Source organism: Pseudofrankia sp. EUN1h, from assembly GCF_001854645.1.
Taxonomy (GTDB): Bacteria; Actinomycetota; Actinomycetes; order Frankiales; family Frankiaceae; genus Pseudofrankia; species Pseudofrankia saprophytica.
This window is the reverse complement of the sequence record NZ_MBLN01000048.1, coordinates 262178-273932: the sequence shown is the minus strand read 5'-3', so window position 1 is coordinate 273932 and position 11755 is coordinate 262178. Positions and strand designations below refer to the sequence as shown.

The 11755-nt window shown below is 72.0% G+C and carries 11 protein-coding genes; 7 read left to right on the top strand and 4 right to left on the bottom strand.

The features are described 5' to 3' along the window. Nucleotides 1-926: 926 nt before the first annotated feature. From mftE to BCD49_RS14820, 5 genes are all read left to right on the top strand, one after another. Nucleotides 927-1727: a mycofactocin biosynthesis peptidyl-dipeptidase MftE gene (mftE, locus tag BCD49_RS14840; protein ID WP_083401458.1), complete on the top strand. Its 801-nt coding sequence runs from the start codon at nt 927-929 to the stop codon at nt 1725-1727. Between the two features lie 38 nt (nt 1728-1765). Beyond that, nucleotides 1766-2614 (top strand): LLM class flavin-dependent oxidoreductase, encoded by an 849-nt coding sequence (locus BCD49_RS14835; RefSeq protein ID WP_071041580.1) that lies wholly within the window; start codon nt 1766-1768, stop codon nt 2612-2614. A gap of 86 nt (nt 2615-2700) precedes the next feature. Next, a complete protein-coding gene (locus BCD49_RS14830; protein WP_007517909.1) occupies nt 2701-3543 on the top strand; it encodes a mycofactocin-coupled SDR family oxidoreductase in 843 nt (280 codons plus the stop codon). Between the two features lie 16 nt (nt 3544-3559). Continuing rightward, a complete protein-coding gene (locus BCD49_RS14825) occupies nt 3560-3880 on the top strand; it encodes a hypothetical protein (protein ID WP_007517911.1) in 321 nt (106 codons plus the stop codon). Between the two features lie 51 nt (nt 3881-3931). Beyond that, nucleotides 3932-4138, top strand: coding sequence for an RNA-binding S4 domain-containing protein (locus BCD49_RS14820; protein WP_027140473.1), 207 nt, complete (start codon nt 3932-3934; stop codon nt 4136-4138). A 174-nt stretch (nt 4139-4312) separates the two neighbouring features. On the opposite strand, the gene BCD49_RS14815 is transcribed toward BCD49_RS14820, so the two are convergent. The 4 genes from BCD49_RS14815 to BCD49_RS14800 form a co-directional block, all read right to left on the bottom strand. Continuing rightward, nucleotides 4313-5554: an ROK family protein gene (locus BCD49_RS14815; protein WP_007517914.1), complete on the bottom strand. Its 1242-nt coding sequence runs from the start codon at nt 5552-5554 to the stop codon at nt 4313-4315. Nucleotides 5555-5932: 378 nt separating this feature from the next. Beyond that, on the bottom strand, nt 5933-6133 hold the full coding sequence (locus tag BCD49_RS14810; RefSeq protein ID WP_007517915.1) for a hypothetical protein: 201 nt from the start codon (nt 6131-6133) through the stop codon (nt 5933-5935). Nucleotides 6134-6367: 234 nt separating this feature from the next. Next, nucleotides 6368-7327: an electron transfer flavoprotein subunit alpha/FixB family protein gene (locus BCD49_RS14805; protein ID WP_007517917.1), complete on the bottom strand. Its 960-nt coding sequence runs from the start codon at nt 7325-7327 to the stop codon at nt 6368-6370. A 13-nt stretch (nt 7328-7340) separates the two neighbouring features. Continuing rightward, on the bottom strand, nt 7341-8126 hold the full coding sequence (locus tag BCD49_RS14800; protein ID WP_007517918.1) for an electron transfer flavoprotein subunit beta/FixA family protein: 786 nt from the start codon (nt 8124-8126) through the stop codon (nt 7341-7343). A gap of 770 nt (nt 8127-8896) precedes the next feature. Here BCD49_RS14800 and BCD49_RS14795 point away from each other — a divergent pair. Further along, complete coding sequence (locus BCD49_RS14795; protein ID WP_007517922.1) at nt 8897-10309, top strand: hypothetical protein; 1413 nt, start codon at nt 8897-8899, stop codon at nt 10307-10309. 211 nt (nt 10310-10520) lie between these two features. After that, entirely contained in the window at nt 10521-11633 is a 1113-nt protein-coding gene (locus BCD49_RS14790; protein WP_007517924.1) for an endonuclease/exonuclease/phosphatase family protein, read from the top strand. The last annotated feature ends 122 nt before the right edge of the window (nt 11634-11755 follow it).

Here is an 11755-nt window from a genome sequence, read left to right as displayed (position 1 = left end):
CCAAAGGAACCTTACAAACCCCCACAGACAACACCACCAACCCGGCATCAAACCAGACCAGCAGCGCCACCCGCGGAACGGGGTATTTATGGCACTGACTTCTATGGCACGCTGTTGAGTTCTCAAGGAGCGGACACGCCCGCTTCCATCGCTCTCGCGACTTTCACGGGGTTACCGGCTTCACCGGGTTCCGCTTGAACCGCTCATCCGCCGATTTTTCCGGCTGACTTGCTGTTCGGTGTTGTTACCGTACCGTTTCCGGCGAGAGCCTGTCAAATTGCCTCGGTGTGAGGAACTTGCGTTCTCTCGCCTGGCCCAGTGGGCCTCTTCGGCGGAAGCGGACGATGCCTTCGAGGCACCTAGTCCGAACTTTCCGCTTTTGAGGCTAACCAGCCTTGTTGCTTGGTGTCAAATCGCTCCGACTTGCGTCGGCGACCGCCACGTCCCACTACCCGCGGAGAAACCGTCACTCCACGCGGGGTGGGGACGCCGGTGTCTCCAAGTACTGAAGTTCGCCCATTGAGCGCGTAACCCGCCTGAGGCGAGTCGCGTTACCGGGCTGGTTCAGAACCTTACTCCCTGAGCAGGGCCCGACCGGCGGGGGGTGTCACCACCCTGGTGCGGTGCGGATCCGTACTCCACCAGCGCGAGGCGCCGGTTCGGAGCAGCAGAAGGCTAACAGTACACACGATCGACTCGGATGTCGAGGGCATGACTGTGACGGTGGACACATGTCGATGTCGACTCTGCTAGGCCTACCCGGGCTGGAGCTCGCTAAACCTCGGTCTTCCGGGCCGGCGCCGACGGAGCCGGCCACGCGCCGGACCCGGGGCTCGGCCCGGGGCCCGGCCCGAGGCCCGGCCCGCGCACCGGGCCTGCCGGGACGTGGGACCGCGAGCGGCCGCGAGAGTCATGCTGCTTGGAATATGAGCCCCTCATCGGCATGGCCTCCCAGGCATCGACCTGATGGGCCGGGCGGCCCGCGCCGGACAAAGCTGGGCGGGCTGCGTTGGACCGAGCTGGCCGACCCTCGTCCGATCCTGCTCCTGCCCCTCGGCAGCACCGAGCAGCACGGCCCGCACCTGCCGCTGGACACCGACACCAGGGTCGCCACGGCGATCGCGTCCGCGGTGGCGGTCCGACTGCGGGGCCTGCTCGTCGCCCCTGCCCTCGGCTACGGCGCGAGCGGTGAGCACGCCGGTTTCCCCGGCACCCTCTCGCTGGGCACGGCCGCCCTCGAGCTGGCGCTCGTCGAGCTGGTGCGGTCGGCCGACGAGACCGCGGCCGGCGTCGTCCTCGTCAACGGGCACGGCGGCAACGCGGCCGCGATCCACAACGCGACCCGGTTGCTCGCGGCCGAAGGACGGCGGGTGCTCGCCTGGGCACCGCGGACGGCGGTGGCGACCGCCGCCGGCGTCCCCGGTGTGGCTCGGGACCTGCATGCCGGACGGATCGAGACGTCGCTGCTGCTGCACCTCGCGCCCGAGCTGGTCCGGCTCGACGCGGCGGCCCGAGGCCCCAGCCCGGCGGTGGCCGACMTCGTCCGCCATGGCGTCCTGCCGCTCAGCCCGTCCGGCGTGCTCGGCGACCCGGCCGGCGCGAGCGCCGCCGAGGGCGCCGCGCTGCTGGACGCGTTCGTGACCGATGCCGTCGCGGCGATCCGAGCCTGGCCTGGATACGCCGACCAGCCCGGCGTCGGCCAGGCGGATCCCACCGGGTCGCGGTAGCCGGGCCCCGGCCAGATACCCCGTGGTAGAAGCAACAAATGCATTGCGGCATCTGCGTGCCGAACATCGGCGAGTTCGTCGACCCCCGCCGTGTCGGTGATCTTGCCCGACGGGCGGAGGCCGCCGGCTGGGACGGTTTCTTCGTCTGGGACCACGTGGTCTTCCCGCACGGCGGCGCGCTCGACGTAGCCGACGCCTGGGTGCTGTTGACGGTGGTGGCGCTGGCGACCGAGCGCATCRGGTTCGGGCCGCTGGTGACGGCGCCCGCGCGGCGCCACCCGGGGACGCTCGCCCGGCAGACCACCTCCCTGGACCGGCTCTCCGGCGGTCGGCTCGTGTTCGGCGCGGGCCTGGGATTCACCCTCGAGGCGGAGTTCGGCACCTGGGGCCAGCCGGTGGAGCCACCCGTGGTCGCCCGGCGGCTGGACGAGAGCCTGACGGTGCTGGCCGGGCTGTGGTCCGGGGAGCGGGTGGACTTTCATGGGTCGCAGGTGACGGCCGCGGACGTCACCTTCGCGCCCACCCCGGTGCAGCGGCCGCGACCGCCCGTCTGGATCGGCTGCAACTGGCCGGCGCGGGCCCCACTGCGGCGAGCGGCCCGATGGGACGGCGTCGCGCCGATGATGATCGACCCGCGGGACGGGTCCTGGAACCCGACCCCGGCCGCGGTGGCCGAGATCGTCGCCGCCTTGCGGGAACAGCGCGTCAACGCGGACCCGTTCGACGTGGTGATCACAGGCCGGACCGCCGAGCAGCCGGCCGCGGCACGGGCGGCCGTGGAGCCGATCGCGGCGGCCGGGGCGACCTGGTGGCTGGAGGGCTTCCGGCCGGAGCCGGGGGGATACGACGCCGCCCTGCGCCGTATCGAGGCCGGCCCGCCGCGCTGAGAATCCCGCCGCGAGTCCCGCCACGCCGAGTGAGAATTCCGCCCCGAGTCCCGCCGCGCTGAGAACGAGGAGAAGACCGACCAACAATGGCCTCATCCCACGCCACGCCGACAGAAGCGGACGCGGTGGCGGCAGCGACCGAGGCGCCGGTGGCGTTGGTCACCGGCGCGGCCCGCGGGCTCGGCGCCGCGGTGGCCCGCGCGCTCGGCGCCGCCGGTTACCGGCTGGTCCTCACCGACATCGCCGTGGCGGACGCCGCCGACGCGTCGGCCGGCGGGGGAGGCTACCCGTTCGCCACCCGCGCGCAGCTCGAGGCAGTGGCCGCCGCCCAGGCGGAGGCGATTCCCGTCCGCGCCGACGTCCGGAGCCAGGCCGACATGGACGCGGCGGCGCGGACGGCACTCGACCGCTTCGGCCGGCTCGACGCGGTCGTCGCGGCCGCCGGAGTGATCGCCGGCGGGCCGCCCGGCTGGGAGACCGACGACGAGACCTGGCGGCTGCTCCTGGACGTCAACCTGACCGGCGTGCTCATCACCGCCCGGGCCACGCTGCCCGCGTTGCTCTCGGCGCCTGCCGGCCGGTTCGTCGCGGTGTCGTCGGCAGCCGGCACCCGGCCACTTGCCCGGCTCGCCGCCTACTCGGCGTCCAAGCACGGGGTGGTCGGCCTGGTCCGTAGCCTCGCCGCGGATCTCGCGGGTACGGCCGTCACCGCCAACGTCGTCTGCCCGGGCTCGATGGACACGACGATGCTCGCCGAGACCGCGAAGGTCTACGACCTAGCCGACCCGGGCGACTTCGCCCAGCACGCCTACCTGCGCCGGCTTCTGGACCCCACCGAGGTCGCCGCCGCCGTCGCCTTCCTCTGCTCACCCGCCGCCGGCGCCCTCACCGGCGCCGTCATCCCGGTCGACGGCGGCTTCACCGGCTGATGAGGATCACCAGACGATGAGCGGGAACGGTGCGCCGGGTGACCCGACGGGTGCCGCCCATCGCCACGACACGGTGATGTGGGAGGTACGGGCAGCGCCGGGACGGCTGGCGGACCTGCTGGAGTGGGTACGCGACACGGCAGTGCCGGAGCTGCTCGAGGGGCCCGGCTGCCTGCGTGTCGACGTGTACGACGCGGCGGACGAAAGGGTCGTCGTCATCGCGCGGTTCGCCGGCGCCCCTGCACGGCTGCCCGAGCCGCCGGCAGGTCTCCTGCGCCGCCCGGAGCACGCCTGGCCGTTCCGCCACCTGTCGACCTACGGCCCGACCCGCTCCTGAGCGGTGGGGACGCGTGACCGGGGCGGGACGCGCGTCCGGCATGCTGGGTCGGTGCGAGATATCAAGATCAAGGATGAGATGATCCGGCTCGGCCAGTTCCTGAAGCTGGCGGACCTCGTCGAGTCGGGCGGTGACGTCAAGTCGCTCCTCGTCGACGGCCTGGTCCGCGTGAACGACGAGATCGAGACTCGGCGCGGCCGCCAGCTGGCGCGCGGCGACGTCGTCGCCGTCGGCGAGCAGTCCGCGCGCGTCGGCTGATCGGCGCTAGGCCAAAGGCCACGCGACGATGGCGAAGCCTCGCGTGGCCGGAGGCCATCTGCTCGGCGCTAGGCCAAAGTCGCTCCCCCGGAAGATCGGCTGACGCCGACCTCCCGGGGACCCCCGCGGCGACGATGGCGAAGCCTCGCATGGCCGGAGGCCATCAGACACGGCCTAGCCGACCCAGGCGTAGCAGTCGGGGACCAGGATGAACGCGGCTGCGCCGCGCAGCGCGACGTCGTTCGGGGCGGAGCTGGGTTCGACCGGGACCGCGCGGGCGAACTCCATGCCGGTGTGCCGGTCGTAGGCGTCCCGCAGCGCGTCCCAGAACATCGGCCCGGACTGGGAGAAGCCGCCGGCGACCGTGACGAGGTCGAGGTCGAACGTGGCCGCGCAGGATGCCAGCGCGACGCCCACCGCGTTGCCGGACCGGGCCAGCGCCGCCCGCGCGATCTCGTCGCCCGCCGCCGCCGAGGCGGCGAGCGCCCGCCCGTCCGGCGGGGTTCCTGCCGGATCGGCGAAGCCCGGGGTTCCTGCCGGATCGGCGAAGCCGATCTGGGAGGTCTGCTGGGAGGTCTGCTGGGAGGTCTGCTGGGAGGTCTGCGGCTCCTCAGCCGGCCCGGGCCCGCCGTCGGTCGGGCCGACTTCGACGGGCTTCCAGCCCTCGTCGAGCGCCCAGGCGACGGTGCGCGGACCCGACGCGATCGCCTCCAGGCAGCCGACACCGCCGCAGACGCAGTCCGGCCCGGCAGGGTCGACGACGATGTGGCCGACGTGCCCAGCATTGCCGGACCGCCCGTGGTAGAGCCGCCCGTCGAGGACCAGGCCGCCGCCCACCCCGGTCGAGACCGTCACGGCGAGCAGGTTGCGCGTGTCCCGGCCGGTGCCCATCCAGTGCTCGCCCGCGGCGAGCGCCACCGCGTCGTTGTGGACGAGCACCGCCAGGCCGCCGAACTCCTCACGCAGCCGGGCGCGCAGCGGGAAACCCCGCCACGACGGGATGTTCAGCGGCGAGACCTCGCCTGCCGGCCAGATCATCGGTCCACCGCAGCCGACGCCCACCCCCGCGAGGCCGGCGTAGTCATACCGTCCACCCAGACCAGCGTCGCCAAGGGCCGCGTGCAGGCATTCAACGGCGGCCGCGAACGTGACCTCGGGATCGAGGGTCTTCGGCATCGCCCTGCGCGCGCGGCCGAGGACCGAGCCGTCGGCGTCGACGACGCCCGCGGCGAGCTTCGTCCCGCCGACATCGAGCGCGAGCGCGGTCCGGTTCCGGCCACTCGCGCCGCCGAACCCCGCCGACGAGGTCACGGTGACCGTCGTGGTCGTCGTCGTGGTCACCGGTCCGGCAGTCACGGTGACCGGCCCGGTGGAGCTCGTCGCCGTGTGCGTATCCCGACTATCGCCCGTCGCCATCGCGCTCAGTTTTCCTCTTCCTCGGTTGCCAGCGGCGCCAGCCGCGACCCGCTGGCACCGCCCTGACGGACGGGGCCGCATGCCACCTTGCCGGATCATCATCGCGCACCGGCGGCGGCTGTCCCGTCGTTCTTTGCCAGGCACGCGGAAGTCGCGGCAAAGATGGGCTCGTCTTGTTCTGCGCCCGCGCCCGACTGGCTCCTGCCGTTACCACCGGCAGCCGAGCGAATGCGCCGACGCGGACTCGCGCGCAGTACTATGCGCGACGCCGACCAAGGTACTCAATCGGGCCGGGTCCGAGCAGGTCATTGTCGACCGGATTCTCCGGGCGCCGCGGCCCTGGGCGTGAGGACGCGGACGTATGCGGGCCGGTCCCGGTTACCCCTGCGGGCGGTCGTCCGAGAAGCCGTCCGGCGCGGCCGGTGCCCCTTCTGGTGCCGCTTCCATCCCGCGCGCGGGGTCGGGGGTATCCGCACGCCAGGGGCGGTCGCGTTCCCACATCTCCCAAGGGAGGATCTGCTCGCCGGGACGGTCGTGCGGGTCGTAGGCATCGAAGGCGTCGAGGTCGAAGGTCCGCACGGCCCACCTCCGCTGAGGATGTGCGCCACCGGCGACCTCGGCATCGCCGGTGTCACTCCCGGTGGCGACCGGTGCAGTCATCATCGCCGCAGGCCGGAGCAGAGACCACCGATTCCGAATTGACCACCGGCGCGCCGCCAAACGCCGAGACGGCCGGGTTCCGCCCCGTTTGGGCGGCGACCCGGCCGTCTTTGCGTGTGTCCGTACTACCCGGACGCGAGCTATCGCGTCGTCTCAGCCCTTGCGCTTTTCGACCTCATCGGTCAGCTGCGGGACGACGTTGAACAGGTCGCCAACCAGGCCGTAGTCGGCGAACTCGAAGATCGGCGCCTCGGGGTCCTTGTTGATGGCGACGATGGTCTTCGAGGTCTGCATGCCCGCCCGGTGCTGGATGGCGCCGGAGATGCCGACCGCGATGTAGAGCTGCGGCGAGACGGTCTTGCCGGTCTGGCCGACCTGGTTCTGGTGCGGGTACCAGCCGGCGTCGGTCGCGGCGCGGGAGGCGCCGACCGCGGCGCCGAGGGTGTCGGCGAGCTTCTCCACCAGCGCGAAGTGCTCGGCGGCGCCCAGGCCACGGCCACCGGAGACGACGACCTGCGCCTCGGTGAGGTCCGGCCGGCCCGACTTGGCCTCCGCGACCCGGTCGACGATCTTCGCGCCCTTGGCGACGTCGGAGATCGTGATGTCGACGGGAACCTCGGCCGGCGAGGCCGGCGCGGCGACCGGCGCCGTCGAGTTCGGGCGGACCACGATCACCGGTGTGCCCTTGGTGACCTTGGAGTTGACGATCGTCGACCCACCGAAGATGCCCTGCGTGGCGACCAGTTCCTCGCTCACCGCGGTGGCGTCCCAGATCAGACCCGATTCGGTCTTCGCGGCGGTCCGCGCGGCGATCTCCCGCGAGTCGGACGTCGCGGCGACCAGCACCGCCGTCGGCGACGTGTCGCCGACCAGCTTGGCGAGCACCTCGGCGACCGGCGCGCCGACGTAACCGGCGACGTCGTCGGACTCGACCACGTAGACCTTCGCGGCGCCGTACTCGGCCAGGTAGGGCTTGGCCTTCGCGTAGGTGCCGGGGGCGCCGGTGAACACCGCCGACGGCTCGCCGAGCGAACGGGCGAGCGTCAGCAGCTCGCCGGTGACCTTCTTGGGCTCACCGTCGGCGTGCTCGACGAGAACGAGTACCTCAGCCATAGATCGTTACCCCTCAGATGAGCTTCTGCGCCGCGAGGAAGTCGGCGATCTTCGTGCCGCCGTCACCCTCGTCCTTGACGATGGTGCCGCTCTGCCGCGGCGGCGCCGGCTGGGAGTCGACGACCGTCGAGCTCGCGGCGGCGAGGCCCACCGCACCGGCGTCGAGGCCCGCGTCGCCGGCGGACAGCGTGGTCAGCGGCTTCTTCTTCGCGGCCATGATGCCCTTGAACGAGGGGTACCGCGGCTGGTTGATCTTCTCGACGACGCCGACGACGGCCGGCAGGCTCGCCTCGACCAGCGCGTAGCCGTTGTCGGCCAGACGCTCGATCGACACGGTGCCCGCGCCCGGGTCGACGGTCACCTTGCGGGCCTGGGTGAGCTGGGGAAGCCCCAGCCGCTCGGCCAGCAGCGCGCCCATCACACCGCCACGCGCGTCGGAGGCCTCGGTCGCCGTGATGACGAGATCCGGGGACAGCGTCGCGATGACCTTCGCCAGCGCGGCGGACGTCTGCAGCGCGTCCGAGCCGTGCAGCGCGTCGTCGGTCAGGTGCACCGCCTTGTCGGCACCCATGGACAGCGCCTTGCGGATCGTCTCGACGGCCTTCGCCGGGCCCATCGTGACGACGGTGACCTCACCGCCGTGCGCTTCCTTGATCTTGAGGGCCTCTTCGACTCCGTACTCGTCCATCTCGTTCATGACGTTGTCGACGCTGACGCGGTCGACCGTCTTGTCCGCGGCGTCGAGCTTCTTCTCCGCCCAGGTATCAGGAACCTGCTTGACGGTAACGACGATGTTCACGCCTAGGGGCCTCCGTAGCCAACATAATCAGGTGTCCAGTGCTCTTGACATGGTGGCATCGGTCGCCGCGACATGCCCGATGATCGGCGGCGTGATGCCGGACGCATTGCGTCACAATTCCCCGTCGGTCCGGCAGTCACCCGCGACTGAGTAACCCGGTGGTCCCGGCCGGCTTCCGACCCAAGATCGCCGAGGCGGGCGGCCACGCCGCCGTTCTCGTCCCGTCCGTCCACCCGCTCACGCACTGTCGATCGCCGCTGCCGGCGGGGCGCGCCGGTAGGCGCTCCAAGGGCGTCCAGCTGACGCCGTCCACCTGATGCCTTTTCCTAAGGCCTTTCTACCTGATGCCTTCCCGCCCGGGGAGGCATCAGGGCAACCAGTCCGTCCAGCGACCGCCCATCACCCGGTGACGGGTGGCTCGCGGCCGTTCATCCGCGGCGGCCAGCCGGCCGGTGTTTGTCCATCACCCGTCGGTGCCACTTGCCGCGCACGGACTCGCCCGGGAGGGCGCGAACTCGTCACGACCCCGCCAACCGCTAGTTGGGGTCATTTTCCCCTGTCCGTGACCGTTTGTGGGGCCGACAGAGGGTACCCATCGTCACGGATCCGAGCGGCAGACCCGACACGCCGCCCCCCGAGACCGTGCATTCGCCCGTGACTCTGCACACTCTCTCGGTGAGAAGTCACGAGTCGGCTACTTTCTGGCCCTGGATACGCGTCAGGCGACGACTCTCCCACGTTAAGTAACAGGATTTGAGCCCGGGGGTTCGATGTCCAGCTCCACGCCCGCCAGCGACCCCACCTCACCCAACGTGTTCGACCGCCTGCTGCGCGAGTCCGGTGTCTCCGACACCCGGTTCGCCAGGCAGGTGAACAGCCGGGCCCGCCACCACCGGCGGATCGAGCTCGGGCTGGCGCGCACGACCGTGGGGCACTGGCGGCGTGGGATGCGGCCCCGCGACCCGATGGTGGCCGAGCTCGCCGCCGCCGAGGTGTCGGCGCTCGTCGGCTACCCGGTCCTGCCCGTGGACCTGGGCTGGCGCGGGGAGCACTACGGGCGCGAGGACCTGGGACTGCACGTCGCCGACACGCCTGTCCAGACCGTCAGGACTCTGGCTGGACTCACGGGGCGGGACATGCGACGTCGCGAGCTGCTCGGAGACTCGACGGCCTTCGTCGCCAGCGCGTTCGCCGAACCGGTGCTGTCGAGCATCACCGGCGTCGTCCGGCGGGCGCTGCGCGCCAGCACCGAGGCCGCGGGCGGCAGCAACGCCGCCATGATCAGGGACATGACGGAGACCTTCCGCCGGCTGGACGCGCGGTTCGGCAGCGGGGAGATCCGCAACCAGGTGATCACCTTTCTGCATGACCGCACCCGGGCGGCGATGAGCGACGAACCCGACACCGAGCTGTGCAGCGCGCTCGCGGAGCTCACCCAGTTCGGCGGCTGGCTCGCGCAGGACAGCGACCGGCAGGCACTCGCGCAGCGCTACTACATCCAGGCGCTCAGCCTCGCCGAGCACGCCGACGACGTCCAGCTCGCCGGCCGGGTGCTCGCCGCCATGAGCGACCAGGCCGCCCGGCTGGGATACAACCGRCAAAGCCTGTCGATGGCGCGCGCCGCGGTGGACCGGGCACATCGCCTGGCCGCGCCCACAGTCGAGGCGATGCTCCACGACAAACACGCCTGGGCGTTGGCCCGGGCAAAGGACGAGTCCGGCTGCGTGGAGGCGCTCACCGCCATGGAGCGCGCGATCGAGCGCGGCTCGCCCGGCGACGAGCCGGCGTGGGCGTCCCACTACAACGCGGGTGACGTCGCCGAGTGCGTGGGCCACTGCTACCTGCTGCTGGACCGGCCGGAGCAGGCCACCGAGCACCTGGTCGAGGCGCGCGGCCTGCAGGTCAGCTCCCGAGCCAGGACCCGCAGCTACGCGGAGGCCGACCTCGCCATCGCCTACCTGCGCGGGCGCTCACCCGACCTGGAGGCCGCCCTCGACGCCGGCCAGCGCGCCGTCGACTACGCCGGGCCGGTGTCCTCGGTCCGGGTCACGGACAAGCTGCGCGAGCTCGACACCGCGTTCGACCCCTACAGCGGCTCGGTGACCGTGCAGGAATGGCGCACCAGCGCCGCCACCGTCCTGCGGCGTTTTCCGCCCGTCGGCGGCCCCGACACCGCCCGGTAGCCGTCGCCCTTCCGAGCGGCTCGTCCCCACGCCCGCTTCCGGCGCCACCTGTGGCCGTCTCGCCCGAACACGGACGACGACCCGCGAGCGACGGACGACAGGCGACGGCGACGAGCGACAGGCGACGGCGGGCTGTGATGGTCGTCTCACGTGGATCACGCTCGGGTAGGCCGGGTATGGGGCGGGCGTGCGTAACCGGCACCCTGATGGGGTGAGCAACACGGGGGAAGGCGCCATCGGGGGCCCGACCGGCGTCGGCACCGGCGCGAAACCAGCCACGACCCGGTCGGACATCGAGACCGCGAAGCCGGGGTGGTACCCGGCCGACCTCGGGCGCACGCTGCTCGCGGCGGCGGCCTGGCTGGTCGTGGGCGTGCTGAGCGTGCTGGCGCTGGGCCGGCTGGTGTACCTCGACGACGCGCTGAGCTGGCCGTACTCGGCGTTGAACGCGCTGACGCCACTGCTGTACCTGCCGGTCTACGCCGCGCTGATCGTCGGTTTCGGGCTGAGGCGCAACGCGCTGATGCTGGCGACGGTGCCGCTGATCGGGCTGCACCTGTTCTGGACGGTTCCGGAGCTCTGGCCCGGTGCGGCGGAGAAGGCGCCAGACGGCGCCCAGCAGGTCCGGGTGCTCTCGGCGAACCTGCTCTACCACAACACGTCCGCCGGGCGGCTGGGCACTCAGATCGAGGCGACGCACCCCGACATCGTCGTGCTCGTGGAGGCCTCACGACTCACCCTCGGCGAGGTGCGGAAGTCGGGGGCGCTCGCCAACTATCGCTATCAGCTGGACAAGTCGGCCGAGGGCGCGTTCGGCTATGCCGTCTACTCCCGTTACCCGCTGTCCGACTGGGCCGCGCCCACGGTCGGCGGTAAGCCGCTCCCCCGGATGACCGTCACCCTCGGCGGCGGCCGGCGCTTCGTGATCTATCCGGTCCACACGATCGCCCCGACGAGCGCCGGGGACACCCAGCAGTGGCGCGCCCAGCTCGACCAGCTGGCCACCGAGGTGCGCGGCTCCCGGCTTCCGGTCGTGCTGGCCGGCGACTTCAACGCGACCCGCGACCATCGCCCGTTCCGGCGGCTGCTGAGCTCCGGCGTCCGGGACGCGCACGACGCCGCCGGCACGAGCTGGAGCCCGACCTGGCCCGCGACCACCCTCCTGCCGCCGGTGCTGCGCATCGACCATGTGCTCGCCTCGCCGGCGTTCGCGGTCACCGGCTACCAGCGGGGCGGCCACGACGGCAGCGACCATCTCCCGGTCATCGCCGACCTGGCGCTGCGGCCTGCCCCACCGATTGGCTACGTCCCGGGCCAGGGCTAGTCCGCACGGCCCATCCTCAGATCGCTAGGCAGCCAATCCGGACCTCCCAGATCGGCTCCGCAAGCTCCACCGATCCGGCAGGGACCCCGGGGGACCCCACGGAGGGCGAACGCGGAAGACCG